The organism is Streptomyces bugieae (assembly GCF_036352915.1).
Classification (GTDB): Bacteria; Actinomycetota; Actinomycetes; order Streptomycetales; family Streptomycetaceae; genus Streptomyces; species Streptomyces endophytica.
In genome coordinates this window covers 100,037-120,677 of the sequence record NZ_JAZBJP010000008.1, presented here as the reverse complement: position 1 = coordinate 120,677, position 20,641 = coordinate 100,037, and the positions used below count along the sequence as shown (strand labels likewise).

Below are 20,641 nucleotides of genomic sequence, written 5' to 3'. Positions count from 1 at the left end.
GGGAGGAGGGTGTGCGGTCACTGGGCTCTCCCTGCCATGCCTGCACGTTTCGATACGTGCACGTCTCTGATCGACGTCCATATTTCTGAACGAGCGTCACGCTAGAGCAGCCGCCCCACACCGGTCAAGGGTGCCCAACTTCCCTGACATCAGCGGGATTACAAGCCGATTTACCCGATCCGTCACATGTCTTGACCGGCCATGGTGGCCTCCCTAGCGTGTGGCGTCCACGGACATGAACGCGGTTCCCGTCCGTGCCGTACCGGAGCCGTCCGGCCCACCCCACCGCCCGAGGAGCCCACCGCCCATGACCGCACCCCGCACCGTCCTGCTCACCGGCGCCGCCGGCGGGCTCGGCACCCTGATGCGCGAACTGCTGCCGCCCTACGGGTACCGGCTGCGCCTGTTCGACCAGCGCCCCATCGAGAACACCGCGGGCGAACCGGAGGCCATCACCGCCGAGTTGGCCGACAAGGAGGCGCTGCGCGAGGCGGTGCGCGGGGTCGACGCGATCGTCCACCTCGCCGGGATCTCGCTGGAGGCCCCGTTCGAGAAGATCCTGCGCGCCAACATCGAGGGCACCTACCACCTCTACGAGGCGGCGCGCGAGGCGGGCGTCCGCCGGATCGTCTTCGCCTCCTCCAACCACGCGGTCGGCTTCACCCCGCGCCCGGCCGACGGCTCCGGCGCGATCCCGGTGGACACCCCGCGCCGCCCGGACACCTACTACGGGCTGTCCAAGGGGTTCGGCGAGGACCTCGCCTCGCTCTACTGGGACCTGCACGGCATCGAGACCGTGTCCATCCGGATCGGCTCCTGCTACCCGGAACCGACCACGGTGCGGATGCTGTCGATCTGGCTGAGCCCGGCCGACGCGGCCCGGCTGCTGCACGCCGCGCTCACCGCGCCGGACGTCGGCCACACCGTCGTCCACGGCTCCTCCGCCAACACCCGCCTGTGGTGGGACCTGTCGTCCGCGCGGGCCCTCGGGTACGAGCCCAGGGACGACTCCGAGCCGTACGCCGCGGAACTCCTCGCCGCCCAGGGCGCGCTGGACCCCGGCAATCCGGAACACGCCCACCTCGGCGGCGCCTTCTGCACCGATCCGCCCCGATGGCCGTACTGAGCGCCGGCCGCCGGCCCGGGCGGTGCGCGCGTGGTACGGACCACGGCACGGAACCCGCGCCGCCCACGTGGCGTCCTGGTCTGTGTGCCGGCACACCGCTGGGCACGCACACACGCGCAGGAACGAGGAACGCATCATGGGCATCGTCAGCTGGCTCGTACTGGGGCTGATCGCGGGCATCATCGCCAAGGTCCTGCTGCCGGGGCGGGACCCGGGCGGGATCGTCGGCACGACCCTGATCGGCATCGTGGGGTCCTTCATCGGCGGCTGGCTGTCCACCAAGTTCCTGCACCGCCCGATACCGAAGGACTTCGGCGAACCGTCCATGTGGATCGCCTCGGTCGCCGGTGCGCTGGTCCTGCTGATCGCCTACCGGCTGCTGTTCGGCAACTCCCGCGACCGGCGGTGAGGCGGTGGACGGTGCGGCGGACGGTGGTCAGACGGCCGGGCGGCCGTCCGGCCGCGGGTAATGGAACCGCAAAGGCGGACCGATCGTTGGTCCCGGCATGACCGCTATGACTCCTGGCTCGAACCTCCCGCTCACCGCCGTGCGGGTCGCGGTGGACGTCACCGCCCCCGTACGGCTGGACGTGTCGGGCCTGCTGCTCGGCGCCGACGGCAAGGTGCGCTCCGACGACGACTTCGTCTTCTACAACCAGCCCACGGGCCCCGGTGTGACGTACTCCGCGGCGGCCGGCGGCGACACCATCACGGTGGACACCGCCGCGGTGCCCGACGCCATCGAGAAGATCGTGGTCACCGCGAGCCCGGACGCGCCCGGCGCGACCTTCGCGGGCACCGAGCCGACCGGCACGGTCCGCAACGCCGACGACGGCAGCCTGATCGCCACCTTCACCCCGCCGCGGCTGGGCGCGGAGACCGCGCTGGTGGTCGTCGAGATCTACCGCCGGGCCGGGGCCTGGAAGGTCCGCGCGGTCGGCCAGGGCTACGCCGACGGCCTGGCGGGGATCGCCACCGACTTCGGCGTGAGCGTCGAGGAGCCCGCCGCCCCGGCCGCCGCCCCCGCCGCACCGGCCGCTCCCCCGGCCCCAGCGGCCCCGCCCGCACCGGCCGCTCCCCCGGCCCCGGCCGGCCAGTGGGGCCCGCCCGCCGGCACCCCGGCCCCGGTCTCCCCGCCCGCGGCCGCCGCGCCCGCCGCCCCGGCACCCGGCTCCGGGAAGGTCAACCTCGACAAGGGCCGGGTCAGCCTGCAGAAGAACCAGACCGTCTCGCTGGTCAAGGGCGGCCGCCCGCTGCTCGGCTCGGTCCGGATGGGCCTCGGCTGGGAGCCCGCCTTCCGCGGCAAGAACATCGACCTGGACGCCTCCGTCATCGCCTACGGCCCGGACCGCAAGAAGATCGACAACTGCTTCTTCGGCAAGCTGATGATCCTCGGCGGCGCGATCCAGCACTCCGGCGACAACCTCACCGGCGAGGGCGCCGGCGACGACGAGGCGATCACCGTCCACCTCGGCGGGGTGCCCCCGGAGGTGACCGGCCTGGTCTTCGTCGTGAACTCCTTCTCCGGCCAGAAGTTCTCCGACGTCGCCAAGGCCTACTGCCGCCTGCTGGACGCCCAGAACGGCGAGGAACTGGTCCGCTTCGACCTCACCCACGGCGAACCGCGCACGGGCGTGATGATGGCCAAACTGATCCGCCAGTTCTCCGGCGAGTGGGAGATGACCGCCATGGGCGAGTTCGTCGACGCCCGCACGGTCCGGGGGATGGTCAAACCCGCGGGTCAGGCACTGTGAGCCCGGCGACCCGCGCCAGCCGCTCGTACGACTCGGCCAGCGCCGCGCGGTCGTAGGTGCTGGTGGTGACCAGCACCTCGTCCGCGCCGCTGCGGTCGATCAGCGTGCCGAGGGCGTCGGCCACCTGCTCCTCCGTGCCGTGGACGTGCCCGCGCAGGGCGTCCTCGTAGAAGCCGCGCTCACGGTCGGACATGCCGGCCGTGGCCGCCGGGCCGTCCTCGGCGGGCCGCAGCGGCGGGAAGACGCCGTGGGTGCGGGAGTACGCCAGCGAGCGGGCCTCCGGCAGCAGCAGCCGGCGCGCCGCCGCCTCGGTGTCCGCCACCGCCACCGTCCCGGAGACGACCACGTACGGGCGCTCCCACAGCGGCGAGGGGCGGAAGTCCTGGCGGTAGCCGTCGATGGCGTCCAGCATCCTCTGCCGGCCGCGGACATCGCCGATGACCAGCGCCAGCCCGGCCGCCGCGGCGATCCGCGCGCCGGCCCCGGTCGCCAGGACGAACGCCGGGATCCGCAGGCCCTCCGCGGGCCGCGCGTGGACCTGCGGATGGGCGGTCTGCCCACCGGTGAAGTAGCCGATCAGCTCGGCGAGTTGCGCACCGAAGTCCTCGGTGGCGTCCTTGTCCGTGCCCAGGGCGCGGCGGATCCCGCCGGTGAAGCCGACCGACCGGCCGAGCCCCATGTCGATCCGGCCGGGGAAGAGCGACTCCAGCACCCCGAACTGCTCGGCGACCACCAGCGGCCGGTGGTTGGGCAGCATCACCCCGCCGGTGCCGACCCGGATCCGGGACGTCGCGGCGGCCACCGCGGCGGCGAGCACGGTCGGCGCGGAGCCGGCCACGCCGGGCACGCTGTGGTGCTCGGAGACCCAGAAGCGGTGGTAGCCGAGCTCCTCGACGCGGCGGGCCAGCGCCACCGTGTCCCGCAGGGCGGCCGCCTCCGGGTGCCCTTCCCTGGTGCGGGAGCGGTCCAGGACCGAAAATTGTGTCGTCCGTGTCGTCGAGTTCACCACCCCTGCTTCAACGTCCCGCCGCCCCCAGGATTCCCGTCCCGCCCGCCGGCCGCGGAAGGAGCCTTCGCGATGGCGCAGCAGCAGCCGCAGACCGGCCCGGCCGGGGCCGCCGGCCACCCGGACGGCCCAGCACCCGCGCCGGACCTCCCGCCCCGGGTCGCGAAGGTCTACGGCGAGTGGGACCTGGCCACCGTGCCCGCCTTCGCCGGCGGGTTCATCAACTTCGGCTACTGGGCGGAGCTGGGGGACCTGACCGGCCGGCGGCTGACCGAGGCGGACCGGGTGCGCAGCGAGCAGGACCTCTACCGCCTGGTGCTCGGCACGTTCGGCGAGACGCGGGGGCGCGGCGCCCTGGAGGCCGGCTGCGGGCGCGGGCTGGGCTGTGCGCTGGCGCTGCGGGAGTTCGGGCTGGACCCGGTCATCGGTCTGGACGCGCACCCCGACCAGATCGCCCGGGCCCGGGCGGCGCACGCCGAGCTGCTCGCCGGGGACGCGGGCGGCACCGGGCGGCTGATGTTCGTACTGGGGTCCGCCCAGCGGATGCCGCTGACCGCGGACACCGTCGACTGCCTGTACTCCGTCGAGGCGGTCCAGCACTTCCGCTCCCCGGCCGCCTTCGCCCGGGAGGCGGTGCGGGTGCTGCGGCCGGGCGGCCGGCTGGCGCTGACCACGTTCTTCGCCCGCACCGCGGCGGCCGCCCGGGAGCTGCCCGGGCTGCTGCCGCCGTACGCCGACGGGCTGGACGTGCCGCATGTGATCGACGAGTTCGCCGGGACGCTGGCCGCGGCCGGGCTGCGGGACATCACGGTCCGGGCGATCGGTGACGCGGTGTGGGAGCCGTACGACCGGTACATGGCCCAGCAGCCCGAGCTCTCCGACGACGAGTGGCCGCGCCGCTATCTGACGGCGTACGAGACCGGGCTGCTGGACTACTACCTGCTCACGGCGGTCGCTCCCCGCCGGGCCGGACGCTAGCGCCGGCGGGGCTGCCGCTTCCAGGGGCCGGTGATGGCCAGCATGATGCCGGGCTCCTGGATGTTGGCGAAGAGGGTGCGGCCGTCCGGGGAGAAGACCGGGCCGGTGAACTCGCTGTACTCGGGCTTCCCGGCGGTGCCGATGTTGAGCTCGTTGCGGGCCAGGGGGTAGGTGCGGCCGTCCTCGGTGGCGCCGAAGAGGTGCTGGACGCCCTCGCCGTCCTCGGCGATGATCAGGCCGCCGTAGGGCGAGACGGTGATGTTGTCCGGGCCGTCGAACGCGCCGTCCTCGCCGGGGTCGGGGTTGACGCCGAGCAGCACCTTCAGGGTCAGGGTCCGCCGCCGCGGGTCGTAGAACCAGACCTGCCCGTCGTGCCGGACCGGGCTCTCCTCGCGGGCGTAGGAGGACACCACGTAGGCGCCGCCGTCCGCCCACCACAGGCCCTCCAGCTTGCGGGCGCGGGTGATCTCGCCGTCCTTGAACTGCTTGCGGACGGAGGTGGTCCGGGCGTCGCGGTCGGGGACGTCGATCCAGTCGACGCCGTAGACGGTGCCGGGCCGGGTGGCGCGGGAGAGGTCGTCGACGAACCGGCCGCCGGAGTCGAAGCACTTGAACGCCTGGAGCACACCGGCGTCGCCGGCGAGGGTGCGGAGCCGGCCGCGGCCGTGGTGGAAGCCCTGCGGCGGGGTCCAGCGGTAGAAGAGGCCGTTGGGGCCGGCGGCGTCCTCGGTCAGGTAGAGGTGGCCGCGCCGGGGGTCGACGACGACGGCCTCGTGGGCGTAACGGCCCAGCGCCTTCACGGGCTCGGGGTCGCGGCCGGCCCGCCGGTCGTGGGGATCGACCTCGAAGACGTAGCCGTGGTCCCTGGTCATGCCGTGCTCGCCGGCCTTGTCCTCGGTCTCCTCGCAGGTGAGCCAGGTGCCCCAAGGAGTGGTGCCGCCCGCGCAGTTGGTGGAGGTACCGGCTATGCCGACCCATTCGCCGACCGGGGTGCCGTCCTGGGCGACCTCGACGACGGTGCAGCCGCCGGCCGCGGCCGGGTCGTAGACCAGCCCCTCGGCGAGCGGCACCGGGTGCGGCCAGTTGGCGCGCGGGCCCTTCAGCTCGTGGTTGTTGACGAGGAGGGTGGTGCCGCGGTGCCCGGCGAAGGTGCCGGTGCCGTCGTGGTTGGACGGAGTGGACTCACCGCTGTCCAGCGTGGTGACGCCGGAGTGGGTGACGATCTTGTACGAGAACCCGGCGGGCAGGGCGAGGATGCCGTCCGGGTCCGGCAGGAGCGGGCCGTAGCCGGCCGGGTGGCCGGGGCCGTCCGCCCCGCCGTCCGCGGCCCGTGCCGCGTCCGCGGCGAGCGCGCCGGGCGCGGTGGCCAGTACGCCGGCGCTGCCGGCCAGCGCGACCCCCGCGCCGGCGAGGGCGGAACGCTTGGCGAAGTCTCTCCGGGTGAGCGGCATTGTCATCTCCTGGACGGCCGGTTCTACTCCCCTGTGCCTGCGCCGCACACGGTGTCGTGCGCCGCCGAACTCCAGTTGAACGCGGCGCGACATCCAGGAAGCAGTTGGGGCCGGTCCGGGGGCGGGGATCCCGCCCGCGGACCGGCCCCGCGGAGCTCACTTCAGTGCGACTGCCGGGAGCGCGCCTTGAACGCGGCCTTGCGGGCCTCCTTGGCGGCCTTCTTGTCCGGGTGCAGCCGGCCCATGGCCTCCAGGACGTCGGCGGTGGCCGGGTGGTCCACCCGCCAGACGGCGTCGAAGAAGCCGCTGTGCTGCTCGGTCAGGCCCTGGACCAGGTCCCGCAACTCGGCCTCGGCGCCCTCGTCCGCGCCGGCCAGCTGGGCGGCGATGGTGTCGACCGTCAGCCAGAAGATCATGTCCTGGGACGGCTCGGGGATGCCGGGCAGCCCGCGCTCGGCCAGCCACACCCGGGCCAGACCGCCCAGCTGCCGGTCGTCGAGCACCTCGCGCAGCGCGGCCTCGGCGTCCGGGGCGACCAGCGAGAGGGTCTGCTGGGCGGCGAGCCGGCGGCGCGGAGCGCCCTCGTCGTCGCCGCGGGCGGCGCCGAGCAGCTCGCGGGCGGCGTCCAGCGGGCCGCGGGCGGCGAGCCACTGCTCGGACTCGGCCTGGGCGTGCGCCTCGGGGTAGTCGGGCAGCGCGTCGAGGAGGACGTCGGCGCCCTTGCCGGTGAGGTCGCCGACCGCCGGGGCGTCGGCGCCCGCGTCCAGCAGCCGGGCGCGGACCGCGTAGACGCCGAGCGGGGTGAGGCGGACCAGGCCGTAACGGGAGACGTCCTCGTCGGTGAGCGGTTCGGCCGCCCTGACCGTCTCGCCGTCCTCGTCCAGTTCCTCGATGAGCGCCTCGTCGACCGGCCGGTACGCGACCAGGCCGATCGGCTCCAGCACCCGGAACTGGTCGTCCAGGCGCATCATCGCCTCGGAGACCTCTTCGAGGACGTCGTCGGTGGGCTCGTCCATGTCGTCCGGGACGATCATGGAGGCGGCCAGCGCGGGCAGCGGGACGTCCCGGTCGGGACCCTCGGCCAGGGCGGTGAGCAGGTAGAGGTTGCCGAGGATGCCGTCGAGCAGCTCGGCCTCCTCCTCCGGGTTCCAGTCCAGGGCGTCCAGGTCCAGCTCACCGCCCTCGGCGAGCTGGTCGGCGAGATCGGCGAGGTCGGGGGCGGCCGCGTCGGCGAGCACGGTCTCCATGCCGGACAGCCAGATGTCGAGGACGTCCTGCGGGCTGCCGGAGGTGAGCAGGGCGAGCTCCTCGCCGGGGGTGGCGGTGCCGACCGCGGCGTCGTCGGCCTCCCCGGCCCCGTCCTCGGCCGTCCCGTCGATCTCCTCGATCTCGACCAGGCCGGTGTCCACCGCGAGCTGCCACGCCTCGGCGGTGTAGGCGGGGCCGTCCTCGTCGGCGCTCAGGCCGAGGTGCTCGGTGGCGGCGGCCAGCGCGTCGTCGAGGATCTCCCCGCCCGCGCCGACCGGGACGCCCCGCTCGGCCCAGCGGGCGAGCCGGACGGCCCGGGACATCAGGGGGGCGCTGAGCGCGTCCCGGGCCAGTTCCGCTTCGGAGAGCAGCCGCACCGGCGGCAGGGTGGGGCGGTCTGCGGACATCGGGTGCTCAGCTCCTCGGAACGGACTACGGCTGGGGTACCTCCCAGCGCTGGCTGGGGAAGTGCGCCGCCCAGCGTAGACGGAATTCTCCGTATCTCGGGCGGTTCACCCCCGCGCCGCCCATCGGTCACCGGCAGAACCTTGACAACTCCCTTGCCCGCACAAGAGATTGACGCGCGTAGCGTGACGCCGGTCCGGCTCCGCACACACCCTTCCACCCCCCATCTCCCTCGGAGGCATGCATGCCGTCCCGTCGTCCGCTCCGCAGACCAGCCGCCCTCGGCGCGGTGGCCGCGGCCGCCCTCGCCGGCGGACTGCTGACCGCCACCCAGTCCGCCTCGGCGGCCGGCACCCGGATCCACGACATCCAGGGCAGCACCCGAATATCCCCGCTGGCCGGGAAGCAGGTCAGCGACGTCCCCGGTACGGTCACCGCCGTCCGGGCGTTCGGCTCCTCGCGCGGCTTCTGGGTGCAGGACCCGCACCCGGACGACGACCCGGCCACCAGCGAGGCGGTCTTCGTCTACACCGGCAAGGAGACCCCGCAGGTCTCGGTCGGTGACGCGATCACGTTCTCCGGCACGGTCAGCGAGTACTACCCGGGCGGCAAGGACGCCGGCCTGCAGTCCGTCACCGAGATCACCAAGGCGACCTGGAAGACCGGCTCCTCGGGCAACCCGCTGCCGGCCGCCTTCACGCTCAACGCCGGCTCGGTGCCGGATCGTTACGCCCCGGACGCGGGCGGCAAGAGCATCGAGTCGCTGAAGCTGCGCCCCGGCAGTTACGCGCTGGACCGCTACGAGTCGCTGGAGGGCATGCGGGTCGCGGTCGGCGGCGCCCGGGTCGTCGGCCCGACGAACAAGTACCACGAGCTGTGGGTGACCGCCGAGCCGGGCCACAACCGCACACCGCGCGGCGGCACCCTCTACCGCTCGTACGCGGACCCCAACGGCGGCCGGGTGAAGGTGGGTTCGCTGATCCCCTTCTCGCAGACGCCGTTCCCGGTGGCCGACGTCGGCGACACCCTGGCGGGCACCACGGCCGGGCCGCTGGACTACGACAACTTCGGCGGCTACACCCTCCAGGCCACCGAACTGGGCAAGCTCACCGGCCACGGCCCGGCGCCGGAGAACACCCGCAAGCAGAAGTCCGGCGAGCTGGCGGTGGCCACGTACAACGTCGAGAACCTCGCGCCGGACAACCCGCAGGCGAAGTTCGACCGGCTGGCCAGGGCGCTGGTGCACAACCTGGCGGCCCCGGACGTCGTGGCCCTGGAGGAGGTCCAGGACGACAGCGGCGCCAAGGACGACGGCACGGTCACCGCCGGCAGCACCCTCAAGAAGCTCACCGACGCGATCAAGGCGGCCGGCGGCCCGGCGTACGCGTGGCGGCAGATCGACCCGGTCAACGACCAGGACGGCGGCCAGCCGGGCGGCAACATCCGGACGGCGTTCCTGTTCAACCCGGCGCGGGTGTCCTTCACGGACGTCAAGGGCGGCGACGCCACCACCCCGGTCACGGTGGTCGGTGACCACGGCCGGGCCGCGCTGTCCGCCTCCCCGGGCCGGATCGCGCCGGCCGACCCGGCGTGGAAGACCAGCCGCAAGCCGCTGGCCGGGCAGTTCTCGCTCAAGAGCCGTCCGGGCAGCCGGATCTTCGTGATCGCCAACCACTTCAACTCCAAGGGCGGCGACCAGGGCCTGGACAGCCGTTTCCAGCCCCCGGTCCGCTCCTCGGAGACCCAGCGCACCGCCCAGGCGAAGCTGGTGAACGCCTTCGTCAAGGACCTGCTGGCCAAGGATCCCGAGGCGGACGTGGTGGTGGCCGGTGACCTCAACGACTACCAGTTCTCGCCGGCCCTGAAGAACCTCACCGCCGGTGGCGTCCTGACGGACCTGGTGAAGGGGCTGCCGGCCGCGGAGCGCTACGGCTACGTCTACAGCGGCAATTCGCAGGTGCTCGACCACATGCTCACCAGCCGCCACCTGACCAGGCCGGACTACGACATCGTGCACATCAACGCCGAGTACGCCGACCAGGCCAGCGACCACGATCCGCAGGTGCTGCGGATCAAGCCGTGAGGCCCGGACTCCCGCCCTCCCGTCACCGCGCGTGACCCGTCCGTCACTCCACTGGCCCACGTCCGGGCGCCGTTCGCGGCCAGGGGTGCGGTACTGGCTACGTAAGAAACATTCGGCGAGACATAGGGAGTCATCATGCCGAAGGCGCAGAACCGTAAGTCGGGCAACAAGGACCGTGCCGCGGAGCGGCGCTCCGACCAGCGGAAGCCGAAGTCGTCGGAGGAGTCCGCGTCCGAGCGGACCCAGGACCTGAAGCGTTCGCGGAATGGCCTGACTGACGCGTGATGGGCCTCAGCAGCCCGGCGGCCGTCGCACCGAGAGGTGCGGCGGCCGCCCCGCGTTTCGCGGGTGCGGAACCACCGGCGGACGCGGCGCCCCAGCCGTCACGCGGCAATCCATCAAGCCATCAACTACATGGCATCACTTAAGAATCGTAAAAGAACAACTAAGTGGACGTGAAAGATGATGGGCCTTCACACTTCCGGCATGGAGAACCCCACCCCCTTCGGCCGTACCGCGGTCGCCATGGTCACCCCGTTCACCGCCGACGGGGAACTGGACCCGGACGGCGCCCAGCGGCTCGCCACCCGGCTCGTCGACGAGGGCGGCTGTGACGCCCTGGTCCTCAGCGGCACCACCGGCGAGTCCCCCACCACCTCGGACGCCGAGAAGGAGACCCTGCTGCGGGCCGTCGCCGAGGCGGTCGGCGACCGGGCGTGGATCACCGCCGGGGTCGGCACCAGCGACACCCGGCACACCGTCGAACTGGCCCGCGCCGCCGAACGGGCGGGCGCGCACGGCCTGTTGGTGGTCACCCCGTACTACTCGCGGCCCCCGCAGGAGGCCGTCGCGCACCATCTGCGCACGGTCGCGGACGCCACCGGGCTGCCGGTGATGCTCTACGACATCCCCGGCCGCACCGGCACCGCGCTGGCCGCGGACACCCTGCTGCGGCTGGCCGGCCACCCGCGGATCGCGGCGGTCAAGGACTGCGGCAACGACCTGCTGAAGTCGGCGAAGGTACTGGCCGCGACGGACCTCGCGTACTACGCCGGCTCCGACGAGCAGATCCTGCCGCTGCGCGCGCTGGGTGGCGCCGGCTGCGTCAGCACGGCCGGCAATGTGGCGCCGCGCGCGGTGCGGGCGGTGCTCGACGCCCACGACGCGGGCGACACCGCCGGCGCGGCCCGCCGCCAGCTCGCCCTGATCCCGCTCATCGAGGCGGTGACCGGATCCGGGACGCCCGGCACGGTCGCCGTGAAGGCGCTGCTGGCGCACCTCGGGCTGCCGGCCGGGCCGGTCCGCGGCCCCCTGCTGGACGCGGACGCCGCGCTCACCAGCCGGCTGGTGGACGCCCTGCGGACTGCCCTGGACCGGACTGCGGACGCGGAGGCTCGGGAAAGTGCGGTGCCGGCGGGGGTACCGGGCTAGCCGGGTACGGGCCGACGCCGGCCGGGGCCGCACCCTCGCCCCGGCCCGCGGCCCCGTCCGCGCCCCGGTCCGTGTTCCCGTCCCGGTCCCCGTGCCCGTTCTCGTCCGGCAGCAGGTCCCGCACCAGCAGCGTCGCGCCGGCCACCGCGCCCGGCATGAGGACGACGGCGAGGAACGGGATCAGGAAGAGCAGCACGAGCGGGGTGCCGAAGCCGACCGCGAGCGCCTTCCGCCCGCGCAGGTGCCGCAGTCGGGCGCGCACCGGGACGTCCCGGCGCTGCATCGCCACCGCGGTCAGCTCGACGGTGAGGAAGAACCCGGAGACGCAGAAGCCGATCGCGGGCACCACGGTCTGGCCGAGGAAGGGCACGAAGCCGAGGACGAACAGCAGGACGCCGAAGCCGGCCGCGCGCAGCAGCACATGGACGCTGTCGCGCAGGGCGAGCGCGATCTCCCGCCACAGCGGCCGGTCCGGGCCGGGCGGGCAGTACCCCTCGCTCTCCTCGACCTGCTCCGAGAGCGACTCGTAGAACGGGTCGCCGATCAGCAGGGTGACCGCCGTGAAGGTCAGCACCGACAGCGTCAGCCCGCCGGCCAGCAGCAGCGCCACGAACACCCCGCGCAGCAGCCCCTGCCAGGGCGAGCCCCAGTCGTCGGCGAACGGCGTCGCCCAGGCGGCGACGTCGCCGGACCAGATGGCCAGCGCGGTGAGCACCCCGGCGTAGAGCACCAGCGCGATCAGCGCCGGGATCAGCCCGAACCCCCACCACCGGCCGTGCCGGGCAACCCAGCGCTGGCCCTCGCCCAGATACCGCATCCCCGCTACAAGATCACGCATGGCGCAAGCCTAGAGGGTGCCCGGCGGGGCGGGGACGGGGCGGGTACGAACGGGAGGGCGGCCCCGCGGAAAGGTGTCCGCCGGGCCGCCCTCCGCTCACCGAGGTGCGCCACCGCCCCGTGGGGGGGCCGGGCCGTCAGCCGGAGTCCGGCCGTCAGTTGTGGCTGTGCAGGATCTCGTTCAGGCCGCCCCAGGTCGCCTTGTTCGGGCGGGCCTCGACGGCGCCGGTGGTGGAGTTGCGGCGGAAGAGGATGTTGTCCGCGCCGGACAGCTCCAGGGCCTTGACGATCTGGCCGTCGGGCAGGGTGACCCGGGTGCCCGCGGTGACGTACAGACCGGCCTCGACGACGCACTCGTCGCCCAGGGCGATGCCGATACCGGACTCGGCGCCGAGCAGGCAGCGTTCACCGATCGAGATGATCTGCTTGCCGCCGCCCGAGAGGGTGCCCATCGTGGAGGCGCCGCCGCCGATGTCGGAGCCGTCGCCGATGACCACGCCGGCGCTGATCCGGCCCTCGATCATGGAGGTGCCGAGCGTCCCGGCGTTGAAGTTGACGAAGCCCTCGTGCATGACGGTGGTGCCGGCGGCGAGGTGGGCGCCGAGGCGGACCCGGTCGGCGTCGGCGATCCGCACCCCGGCGGGCGCGACGTAGTCGGTCATCCGCGGGAACTTGTCGACGCTGGTGACCGCGAGGTGGAGCCCCTCGGCGCGGGCGTTCAGCCGCACCGTCTCCAGCCGGTCCACCGGCACCGGGCCCAGCGAGGTCCAGGCGACGTTCGCCAGCGCGCCGAAGATGCCTTCGAGGTTCTGGCCGTGCGGCTTGACCAGGCGGTGGCTGAGCAGGTGCAGACGCAGGTAGGCGTCGTGCGCGTCCAGCGGCTTGTCGTCGAGCGAGGCGATGACCGTGCGGACGGCCACGACCTCGACCTCGCGGACCGGGTCGGGGCCGATCGCCTTGAGGACGGCCGGGCCCAGCAGGTCGGTGGCGCGCTCGTCGTCCAGGCGCTCGGTGCCGGCCGGGCCGGGGCCCTCGGCGGTCACGGTCACCAGCTCGGGGGCCGGGAACCAGGTGTCGAGAACGGTGCCGTCGGAGGCGACGGTGGCGAGCCCGGCGGCGACGGCGCCGGTGGTGCGGGAGGAGGTAGCAGCATCGGTCATGCTGGAAAACCTAACCGGAGGTCGCCCGGCGAGGCGAACCGGTCTCACCTCTCGGGCCCGGCCCGTACGGTCGCACAACCCGCTTCGTAGGGCCGCACCAGTCCGTGGCCGGCCGCGGGGCCGCTTTCGTCAGTGCGCCCCGTCCAGGTTCAGCACCACGACACCGGCGATCACCAGCAGCACCCCGAGGACCTTCAGCGCGCTGGTGCTCTCCCCCAGGAACACCATGCCGATGGCCGCGATCAGCGCGGTCCCGACGCCGGCCCAGATGGCGTACGCGGTGCCGGTCGTCACGCAATCACGGCCGTGCTGTGCGCGCGGACCCGCGACGTGCGGGTCCGGTCAGGTCCCGATCAGACGTTGAAGCCGAGCGCGCGGAGCTGCTCGCGGCCGTCGTCGGTGATCTTGTCCGGGCCCCACGGGGGCATCCAGACCCAGTTGATCTTCAGCTCGCTGACGATCCCGTCCGTGGCGGACTTCGCCTGGTCCTCGATGACGTCGGTCAGCGGGCAGGCCGCGGACGTCAGCGTCATGTCGACGGTGGCGATGTTGGCGTCGTCGATGTGGATGCCGTAGATCAGCCCGAGGTTGACGACGTCGATGCCCAGCTCGGGGTCGACGACGTCGTACAGCGCCTCGCGGACCTCTTCCTCGGAGGCCGGCTTCGTGGTGGTCGGGGTGTCGGTCATGCGGTCTTCGCCTCCTCGGAGAGGGCCTTGGCCGTGGCGTCCTTCCAGGCCATCCAGCTCAGCAGGGCGCACTTCACGCGCGCCGGGTACTTGGAGACGCCGGCGAACGCCACCGCGTCCTCCAGCACCTCCTCCATGGCGTCATCCGGCTCCACCTGGCCCTTGGACTGCATCAGCTCCAGGAACATCTCCTGGATCTTCTGCGCCTCACCGAGCTCCTTGCCGACCAGGAGGTCATTGAGCACCGACGCACTGGCCTGGCTGATCGAGCAGCCCTGCCCCTCGTAGGACACATCCTCAATCGTCGCGCCGTCGAGCCGGACCCGCAGCGTGATCTCGTCGCCGCAGGTCGGGTTGACGTGGTGCACCTCGGCGTCGCCGTCCCGAAGACCGCGCCCATGGGGGTGCTTGTAGTGGTCCAGGATGACGTCCTGGTACATGGAATCCAGCTTCACGGCTCAGTCAGTCCTCGTCCTCATCCGCTGTGCGTGGTCATCCGAAAAAGTTCCGCACGTGCTCCAGGCCGTCGACCAGGGCGTCGACCTCGGCCGGGGTGGAGTACAGATAGAACGACGCTCGCGTGGTCGCGGGAATTCCGTAGCGCAGGCACACGGGGCGGGCGCAGTGGTGGCCCACCCGGACCGCGATCCCCTGCTCGTCCAGGACCTGCCCGACGTCGTGCGGGTGGATGTCGCCGAGCGTGAAGGAGATCGTCGCCCCGCGGTCCTCGGCCGAGCTCGGGCCGATGATCCGCAGGTCGGGGACCTCCAGCAGCCGCTTGACGGCGTACTCCGTGATCACGTGCTCATGGGCGGCGATCTTGTCCATGCCGATCGAGGAGAGGTAGTCCACGGCCGCGCCGAGGCCGACGGCCTGGGCGATCGGGGGCGTACCGGCCTCGAACTTGTGCGGCGCCGGCGCGTAGGTCGAGGAGTGCATGGACACCGTCTCGATCATCTCGCCGCCGCCCAGGAACGGGGGCAGGTCCTCCAGCAGCTCCTGGCGGCCCCAGAGCACGCCGATGCCGGTCGGGCCGCACATCTTGTGGCCGGTGAAGGCCACGAAGTCGGCCTGCAGCGCCTGCACGTCCAGCACCATGTGCGGGGCGGCCTGCGAGGCGTCGATGCAGACCAGCGCGCCGACCTCCTGGGCCCGGCGGATGATCGTCTCGACCGGGTTGAAGGTGCCCAGGAGGTTGGAGACCAGCGTGAACGAAACGATCTTCGTCCGCTCGGTGATGACCTCTTCGATGTTCGTCAGGTCCAGGCGGCCGTCGTCGGTCAGGCCGAACCACTTCAGCTGCGCACCCGTGCGCTGCGAGAGCAGCTGCCACGGAACGATGTTGGAGTGGTGCTCCATCTCCGTGATGACGATCTCGGTCTCGCGGTCCACGCGGTAGGGCTCGTCGGCCCAGCCGAGCATGTTCGCCACGAGGTTGAGCGACTCCGAGGCGTTCTTGGTGAAGATCACCTCGTCGCGGCTGGGCGCGTTGATGAAGGCGGCGACCTTGTCGCGGGCGCCTTCGTACAGCGCCGTGGCCTCCTCGGCGAGCACATGCACGCCGCGGTGGACGTTGGCGTTGTGACGTTCGTAGTAGGCGTTCAGGGCATCGAGGACCTGACGCGGCTTCTGCGAGGTCGCCGCGTTGTCCAGGTACACGATCTTCCGGCCGTCGTGGACCTGGCGGTCCAGGAGGGGGAAGTCCTTACGGATCGCCTCTGTGTCGAGGAGGCCCGGCAGCTGTGTCACGCGGTCGTACCACCCTTCACGTATGCCTCGTAGCCCTCGGCCTCCAGCTTGTCCGCCAGCTCCGGGCCGCCGGACTCGGCGATCCGCCCGTTGGCGAAGACGTGGACGTGGTCGGGCTTGATGTAGCGCAGGATGCGCGTGTAGTGAGTGATCAGCAGGGTGCCGACCTGGCCGGTCTCGCGGATGCGGTTGACACCCTCGGAGACGATGCGCAGCGCGTCGACGTCCAGACCGGAGTCGGTCTCGTCGAGGATCGCGATGGCCGGCTTGAGCAGCTCCAGCTGGAGGATCTCGTGGCGCTTCTTCTCACCGCCGGAGAAGCCCTCGTTGACGTTCCGCTCGGCGAAGGAGGGGTCCATCTGGAGGCGCTCCATGGCCTCCTTGACCTCCTTGACCCACAGCCGCAGCTTGGGGGCCTCACCGCGGATCGCGGTGGCGGAGGTGCGCAGGAAGTTGGAGACGGAGACACCGGGGACCTCGACCGGGTACTGCATGGCGAGGAAGACGCCGGCCCGGGCGCGCTCGTCGACGGACATCTCAAGGACGTCCTCGCCGTCGAGGCTGACGGTGCCGCCGGTGATCGTGTACTTGGGGTGACCCGCGAGCGAGTAGGCGAGGGTCGACTTGCCGGAGCCGTTGGGGCCCATGATGGCGTGCGTCTCGCCCTGCTTCACGGTCAGGTCGACGCCCTTCAGGATCTCGCGCGGACCGTTCTCGGCCTCGACGGAGACGTGCAGGTCGTGGATCTCAAGCGTTGCCATGGGTGACTCAGGACTCCTGGGTGACGGAGACGAGCACGTCGTCCCCTTCGATCTTTACGGGGTATACGGGGACGGGGCGCGTCGCGGGGAGGCCGGACGGCTTGCCGGTGCGCAGGTCGAAGCTCGAACCGTGCAGCCAGCACTCGATCGAGCAGTCCTCGACCTCGCCCTCGGAGAGGGAGACGTTCGCGTGCGAGCAGATGTCGTTGATCGCGAACACCTCGCCCTCGGTGCGGACCAGCGAGATGGGCGTGCCGTCGATCTCCACCCGCTTGGGGGTGTCCTCCTCCAGCTCGCTCAGCGCCGCTGCGCGTACGTAGCTCATACCGCGGACGCTTCCAGCTCGGCCTCGATCTTGCTCATCAGGCGCTCCTCGACGTCCGGCAGGCCGATCTGCTGGACCAGCTCGGCGAAGAAGCCGCGCACGACGAGCCGGCGGGCCTCCTCGGCGGGGATGCCGCGGGCCATCAGGTAGAAGAGCTGCTCGTCGTCGAAGCGGCCGGTCGCCGAGGCGTGGCCGGCGCCGACGATCTCACCGGTCTCGATCTCCAGGTTGGGCACCGAGTCGACCCGCGCGCCGTCGGTGAGGACGAGGTTGCGGTTGAGCTCGTAGGTGTCCGTGCCGGTGGCCGAGGCGCGGATGAGGACGTCGCCGATCCAGACGGCGTGCGCGTCCTCGCCCTGCAGCGCGCCCTTGTAGGTCACGTGCGAGCGGCAGTTGGACGCCTCGTGGTCGACGAACAGGCGGTGCTCGTGGTGCTGGCCCTGCTCGGTGAAGTACAGACCGTAGAACTCGGCCTCGCCGCCGGGGCCGGCGTACGTGACGCGCGGGTGCAGGCGGACGAGGTCGCCGCCGAAGGTGACGACCACGGACTTGAAGGTGGCGTCCCGGCCGACCAGGGCGTTGTGCTGGCCGGTGTGGACGGCCGACTCCTCCCAGTCCTGGACGGAGACGACGGTCAGCTTCGCGCCGTCGCCGAGGAGGTAGTCGACGTTGGCGGCGAGCACCGCGTCACCGGTGTGGTCGATGACCACGACCGCCTCGGCGAACGCGCCGAGCTCGATGACCTGGTGGCCGAAGGCCGTGCCGCCCTCGCCGTGCACGGCGATCCGGATCGGCTCGCTGAGCACGGTCTCCTTGGGGACCGTGACCACCGAGGCCTTCTCGAACGAGCTGTACGCCTGGGCGGCGACCCGGTCGACGGGCTTGCCGGCCTTGCCGACCCGCGGGTCGGCGCGGTCGACCAGCTCGTGGGTGACGCCCTCGGGAGCGGTGATGTCGATCTTCAGGTCCGGACCGCCGGCCTCCGCGGAGCCGTCGTGCAGGCCCTTCAGGCGCGCGAGGGGGGTGAACCGCCACTCCTCCTCGCGGCCGTGCGGCACCGGGAAGTCCGCCACGTCGTAGGACGGCGGGGCGCTCATCCTCGTGGCGACGGTGGACTCCGCGGCCACCGCGATGGAGCCGGTGGTCGTGGAACCCGCCGGGATGTTCTGAGCCTCAGCCATGGCTGTCGTCTAGCTCGCTTTCTGCGTTCTTTGGGAGTCGGTCGCTGCGGGGGGCCGGGTCAGCCGACCGCACCCTCCATCTGCAGCTCGATCAGCCGGTTGAGCTCCAGGGCGTACTCCATCGGCAGCTCACGGGCGATCGGCTCGACGAAGCCGCGCACGATCATCGCCATGGCCTCGTCCTCCGACAGACCGCGGGCCATCAGGTAGAACAGCTGGTCCTCGCTGACCTTGGAGACGGTCGCCTCGTGGCCCATGGAGACGTCGTCCTCGCGGACGTCGACGTACGGGTACGTGTCCGACCGGGAGATGGTGTCCACCAGCAGGGCGTCACACAGCACGTTGGACTTGGAGCCCGCGGCGCCCTCGCCGATCTCGACCAGACCGCGGTAGGAGGTCCGGCCGCCACCGCGCGCCACCGACTTGGAGACGATGTTGGACGAGGTGTTCGGCGCCATGTGGACCATCTTGGAACCGGCGTCCTGGTGCTGGCCCTCGCCGGCGAAGGCGATGGACAGGGTCTCGCCCTTGGCGTGCTCGCCCATGAGGTAGACCGCCGGGTACTTCATCGTCACCTTGGAGCCGAGGTTGCCGTCGACCCACTCCATGGTCGCGCCCTCGTAGGCGACGGCGCGCTTGGTGACCAGGTTGTAGACGTTGTTCGACCAGTTCTGGATGGTCGTGTAGCGGCAGCGGCCGCCCTTCTTGACGATGATCTCGACCACCGCGGAGTGCAGCGAGTCCGACTTGTAGATCGGCGCGGTGCAGCCCTCGACGTAGTGGACGTAGGCGTCCTCGTCGACGATGATCAGCGTCCGCTCGAACTGGCCCATGTTCTCGGTGTTGATCCGGAAGTAGGCCTGCAGCGGGATGTCGACGTGGACACCCTTGGGGACGTAGATGAACGAGCCGCCGGACCACACCGCGGTGTTCAGCGACGCGAACTTGTTGTCACCGACCGGGATGACCGTGCCGAAGTACTCCTGGAAGAGCTCCGGGTGCTCCTTCAGCGCGGTGTCGGTGTCCAGGAAGATGACGCCCTGCGCCTCCAGGTCCTCGCGGATCTGGTGGTAGACGACCTCGGACTCGTACTGCGCGGCGACACCGGCGACCAGGCGCTGCTTCTCCGCCTCGGGGATGCCGAGCTTGTCGTAGGTGTTCTTGATGTCCTCGGGCAGGTCCTCCCAGGAGGCGGCCTGCTGCTCGGTGGAGCGGACGAAGTACTTGATGTTGTCGAAGTCGATGCCCGACAGGTCGGAGCCCCAGTTCGGCATGGGCTTCTTGTCGAACAGCTTCAGCCCCTTGAGGCGGAGCTTGAGCATCCACTCCGGCTCGTTCTTCTTCGCCGAGATGTCACGGACGACGTCCTCGGAGAGACCGCGCTTCGCCGAAGCGCCGGCCACGTCGGAGTCGGCCCAGCCGTATTCGTACTTGCCCAGACCCTCGAGTTCGGGGTGGGCAGTCTCCGTGGGGAGCGTCATGCGGGGTTCCTCCCGGCCGTGCTTGCAGATGGTGTCGTGGTCTTGTGGGGGCGCTCACCGGCGCGGTGAGCTGCCTTGCCGGCTCCGGCCTTCGGGACGAAGGTCGTGCACACCCCGTCGCCGTGGGCGATGGTGGCAAGGCGCTGTACGTGGGTCCCGAGCAATCGGGAGAAGACCTCGGTCTCCGCCTCGCACAGCTGCGGGTACCGCTCGGCGACGTGGGCGACCGGGCAGTGGTGCTGGCAGAGCTGTTCACCGAGCTGGGGGTTGGGGGCGCTGCGCGCCGTAGCAGCGTACCCGTCCGCGGTCAACGCCTTCGCCAGGGCCTGGGTGCGGGCCTCCGGGTCGGCGCTCTCGACCGCCTCGCGGTAGCCCTCGGCCTGGGCGGCCAACCGGGCGCGGGCGAACGCGGCGACCGCCGCCTCACCCTTCTCGCCACCGCCCGCGCTCTGCGCGATCCAGCGCAGCGCGTCGGCGGCGAGCTGGTCGTAGGCCTGGTCGAAGGCGTCCCGCCCGCAGTCGGTGAGGGCGAAGGCCTTGGCCGGGCGGCCGCGGCCGCGGCTGCCGTAGACCCGCTGCTCGCGGGGCTCGACGACGCCCTCGGCGACCAGCGCGTCCAGGTGCCGGCGGACGGCGGCCTGGGTCAGCTCCAGCCGGAGGGCGAGCTCGGCGGCGGTGGACGGACCGTGGTCGAGGATGGAGCGGGCGACCCTGTTGCGGGTGCCCTGCTGTTCGTCGTGTGACGCGGGGGCGGCCTGCGGGGCCGGCATCGCCGAGGCGTCCCGTCCGGGCGCGGAGGCGGCCGGCCCGGCGGTCTCGCCGACCCCGGGCTCTCGCTGATCCTCGCTCGCGTATTTCACAACGCCATTGTTGCGTAATTCGTCAAACCGATTCAAGCGTGGTCCGGATGGCGGGATGGTGGCCTCTATCACTTAGGTTCACCTCATTTCAACCCTGCCCGTTGGCCCACGATCAG

The 20,641-nt window shown here is 71.9% G+C and carries 20 protein-coding genes and 1 pseudogene; 7 read left to right on the top strand and 14 right to left on the bottom strand.

Translation table 11 applies throughout. The features are described 5' to 3' along the window. Positions 1-307: 307 nt before the first annotated feature. From V2J85_RS16930 to V2J85_RS16920, 3 genes are all read left to right on the top strand, one after another. Positions 308-1,126, top strand: a complete 819-nt coding sequence (locus V2J85_RS16930; protein ID WP_261952166.1) for an NAD-dependent epimerase/dehydratase family protein — start codon at positions 308-310, stop codon at positions 1,124-1,126. Positions 1,127-1,262: 136 nt separating this feature from the next. Beyond that, positions 1,263-1,535: a GlsB/YeaQ/YmgE family stress response membrane protein gene (locus tag V2J85_RS16925; RefSeq protein ID WP_030799231.1), complete on the top strand. Its 273-nt coding sequence runs from the start codon at positions 1,263-1,265 to the stop codon at positions 1,533-1,535. 106 nt (positions 1,536-1,641) lie between these two features. After that, entirely contained in the window at positions 1,642-2,880 is a 1,239-nt protein-coding gene (locus V2J85_RS16920; RefSeq protein ID WP_261957177.1) for a TerD family protein, read from the top strand. Here V2J85_RS16920 and V2J85_RS16915 read toward each other — a convergent pair. Then, the gene (locus V2J85_RS16915) at positions 2,855-3,886 is read right to left on the bottom strand and encodes an MsnO8 family LLM class oxidoreductase (RefSeq protein WP_261952165.1); all 1,032 of its coding nucleotides are present in this window, start codon (positions 3,884-3,886) and stop codon (positions 2,855-2,857) included. The genes V2J85_RS16920 and V2J85_RS16915 overlap by 26 nt on opposite strands. Before the next feature lie 72 nt (positions 3,887-3,958). Between V2J85_RS16915 and V2J85_RS16910 the strand changes: the two genes are divergently transcribed. Next, positions 3,959-4,864: a class I SAM-dependent methyltransferase gene (locus tag V2J85_RS16910; protein WP_261952164.1), complete on the top strand. Its 906-nt coding sequence runs from the start codon at positions 3,959-3,961 to the stop codon at positions 4,862-4,864. Here V2J85_RS16910 and V2J85_RS16905 read toward each other — a convergent pair. Together V2J85_RS16905 and V2J85_RS16900 are read right to left on the bottom strand one after the other, a co-directional pair. Then, the gene (locus V2J85_RS16905) at positions 4,861-6,315 is read right to left on the bottom strand and encodes a PhoX family protein (RefSeq protein WP_261952163.1); all 1,455 of its coding nucleotides are present in this window, start codon (positions 6,313-6,315) and stop codon (positions 4,861-4,863) included. The two genes, V2J85_RS16910 and V2J85_RS16905, sit on opposite strands and share 4 nt — an antisense overlap. A gap of 161 nt (positions 6,316-6,476) precedes the next feature. After that, positions 6,477-7,970 carry a hypothetical protein gene (locus V2J85_RS16900; RefSeq protein ID WP_261952162.1) on the bottom strand — a complete coding sequence of 498 codons (1,494 nt, stop codon included), beginning with the start codon at positions 7,968-7,970 and terminating at the stop codon, positions 6,477-6,479. A gap of 242 nt (positions 7,971-8,212) precedes the next feature. Between V2J85_RS16900 and V2J85_RS16895 the strand changes: the two genes are divergently transcribed. The 3 genes from V2J85_RS16895 to dapA all read left to right on the top strand — a co-directional run bounded on the left by V2J85_RS16895 (position 8,213) and on the right by dapA (position 11,482). Continuing rightward, positions 8,213-10,051 (top strand): endonuclease/exonuclease/phosphatase family protein, encoded by a 1,839-nt coding sequence (locus tag V2J85_RS16895; protein WP_330822065.1) that lies wholly within the window; start codon positions 8,213-8,215, stop codon positions 10,049-10,051. 135 nt (positions 10,052-10,186) lie between these two features. Then, positions 10,187-10,336 carry a hypothetical protein gene (locus V2J85_RS16890; protein ID WP_261952160.1) on the top strand — a complete coding sequence of 50 codons (150 nt, stop codon included), beginning with the start codon at positions 10,187-10,189 and terminating at the stop codon, positions 10,334-10,336. Between the two features lie 201 nt (positions 10,337-10,537). Further along, the gene (gene dapA, locus V2J85_RS16885) at positions 10,538-11,482 is read left to right on the top strand and encodes a 4-hydroxy-tetrahydrodipicolinate synthase (protein ID WP_261952159.1); all 945 of its coding nucleotides are present in this window, start codon (positions 10,538-10,540) and stop codon (positions 11,480-11,482) included. Here the strand turns inward: dapA and V2J85_RS16880 are convergent. The 11 genes and pseudogenes from V2J85_RS16880 to V2J85_RS16830 form a co-directional block, all read right to left on the bottom strand. Continuing rightward, complete coding sequence (locus V2J85_RS16880) at positions 11,385-12,320, bottom strand: EI24 domain-containing protein (protein WP_261952158.1); 936 nt, start codon at positions 12,318-12,320, stop codon at positions 11,385-11,387. The two genes, dapA and V2J85_RS16880, sit on opposite strands and share 98 nt — an antisense overlap. 154 nt (positions 12,321-12,474) lie before the next feature. Continuing rightward, positions 12,475-13,479: a 2,3,4,5-tetrahydropyridine-2,6-dicarboxylate N-succinyltransferase gene (dapD, locus tag V2J85_RS16875; RefSeq protein WP_261952157.1), complete on the bottom strand. Its 1,005-nt coding sequence runs from the start codon at positions 13,477-13,479 to the stop codon at positions 12,475-12,477. Between the two features lie 129 nt (positions 13,480-13,608). Further along, positions 13,609-13,773 (bottom strand): annotated as a pseudogene (locus V2J85_RS16870) (DMT family transporter); the annotation flags it as partial. Positions 13,774-13,832: 59 nt separating this feature from the next. Beyond that, complete coding sequence (locus V2J85_RS16865) at positions 13,833-14,168, bottom strand: metal-sulfur cluster assembly factor (protein WP_030411906.1); 336 nt, start codon at positions 14,166-14,168, stop codon at positions 13,833-13,835. Then, a complete protein-coding gene (gene sufU / locus V2J85_RS16860) occupies positions 14,165-14,623 on the bottom strand; it encodes a Fe-S cluster assembly sulfur transfer protein SufU (protein WP_261952156.1) in 459 nt (152 codons plus the stop codon). The genes V2J85_RS16865 and sufU overlap by 4 nt, the downstream gene beginning before the upstream one ends. A 37-nt stretch (positions 14,624-14,660) precedes the next feature. Further along, positions 14,661-15,917 (bottom strand): cysteine desulfurase, encoded by a 1,257-nt coding sequence (locus V2J85_RS16855; protein ID WP_261952155.1) that lies wholly within the window; start codon positions 15,915-15,917, stop codon positions 14,661-14,663. Beyond that, positions 15,914-16,678, bottom strand: a complete 765-nt coding sequence (gene sufC / locus V2J85_RS16850; protein WP_261952154.1) for a Fe-S cluster assembly ATPase SufC — start codon at positions 16,676-16,678, stop codon at positions 15,914-15,916. The genes V2J85_RS16855 and sufC overlap by 4 nt, the downstream gene beginning before the upstream one ends. Positions 16,679-16,685: 7 nt before the next feature. Continuing rightward, positions 16,686-17,003, bottom strand: coding sequence for a non-heme iron oxygenase ferredoxin subunit (locus V2J85_RS16845; RefSeq protein WP_030411902.1), 318 nt, complete (start codon positions 17,001-17,003; stop codon positions 16,686-16,688). Beyond that, on the bottom strand, positions 17,000-18,184 hold the full coding sequence (gene sufD, locus V2J85_RS16840; RefSeq protein WP_261952153.1) for a Fe-S cluster assembly protein SufD: 1,185 nt from the start codon (positions 18,182-18,184) through the stop codon (positions 17,000-17,002). The genes V2J85_RS16845 and sufD overlap by 4 nt, the downstream gene beginning before the upstream one ends. 59 nt (positions 18,185-18,243) lie before the next feature. Then, on the bottom strand, positions 18,244-19,665 hold the full coding sequence (sufB, locus tag V2J85_RS16835) for a Fe-S cluster assembly protein SufB (protein WP_261952152.1): 1,422 nt from the start codon (positions 19,663-19,665) through the stop codon (positions 18,244-18,246). Next, positions 19,662-20,525, bottom strand: coding sequence for a helix-turn-helix transcriptional regulator (locus V2J85_RS16830; RefSeq protein ID WP_261952151.1), 864 nt, complete (start codon positions 20,523-20,525; stop codon positions 19,662-19,664). Before V2J85_RS16830 ends, sufB begins: the two co-directional genes overlap by 4 nt. Positions 20,526-20,641 lie beyond the last annotated feature (116 nt).

Coding starts and splice junctions, on each gene's coding strand:
- V2J85_RS16920 (WP_261957177.1), top strand. CDS start 1,642: ATGACTCCTGGCTCGAACCTCCCGCTCACCGCCGTGCGGGTCGCGGTG.
- V2J85_RS16925 (WP_030799231.1), top strand. CDS start 1,263: ATGGGCATCGTCAGCTGGCTCGTACTGGGGCTGATCGCGGGCATCATC.
- V2J85_RS16930 (WP_261952166.1), top strand. CDS start 308: ATGACCGCACCCCGCACCGTCCTGCTCACCGGCGCCGCCGGCGGGCTC.
- sufD (WP_261952153.1), bottom strand. CDS start 18,184: ATGGCTGAGGCTCAGAACATCCCGGCGGGTTCCACGACCACCGGCTCC.
- V2J85_RS16905 (WP_261952163.1), bottom strand. CDS start 6,315: ATGCCGCTCACCCGGAGAGACTTCGCCAAGCGTTCCGCCCTCGCCGGC.
- V2J85_RS16880 (WP_261952158.1), bottom strand. CDS start 12,320: ATGCGTGATCTTGTAGCGGGGATGCGGTATCTGGGCGAGGGCCAGCGC.
- V2J85_RS16890 (WP_261952160.1), top strand. CDS start 10,187: ATGCCGAAGGCGCAGAACCGTAAGTCGGGCAACAAGGACCGTGCCGCG.
- sufC (WP_261952154.1), bottom strand. CDS start 16,678: ATGGCAACGCTTGAGATCCACGACCTGCACGTCTCCGTCGAGGCCGAG.
- V2J85_RS16895 (WP_330822065.1), top strand. CDS start 8,213: ATGCCGTCCCGTCGTCCGCTCCGCAGACCAGCCGCCCTCGGCGCGGTG.
- dapA (WP_261952159.1), top strand. CDS start 10,538: ATGGAGAACCCCACCCCCTTCGGCCGTACCGCGGTCGCCATGGTCACC.
- V2J85_RS16900 (WP_261952162.1), bottom strand. CDS start 7,970: ATGTCCGCAGACCGCCCCACCCTGCCGCCGGTGCGGCTGCTCTCCGAA.
- V2J85_RS16845 (WP_030411902.1), bottom strand. CDS start 17,003: ATGAGCTACGTACGCGCAGCGGCGCTGAGCGAGCTGGAGGAGGACACC.
- sufB (WP_261952152.1), bottom strand. CDS start 19,665: ATGACGCTCCCCACGGAGACTGCCCACCCCGAACTCGAGGGTCTGGGC.
- dapD (WP_261952157.1), bottom strand. CDS start 13,479: ATGACCGATGCTGCTACCTCCTCCCGCACCACCGGCGCCGTCGCCGCC.
- V2J85_RS16865 (WP_030411906.1), bottom strand. CDS start 14,168: ATGACCGACACCCCGACCACCACGAAGCCGGCCTCCGAGGAAGAGGTC.
- V2J85_RS16910 (WP_261952164.1), top strand. CDS start 3,959: ATGGCGCAGCAGCAGCCGCAGACCGGCCCGGCCGGGGCCGCCGGCCAC.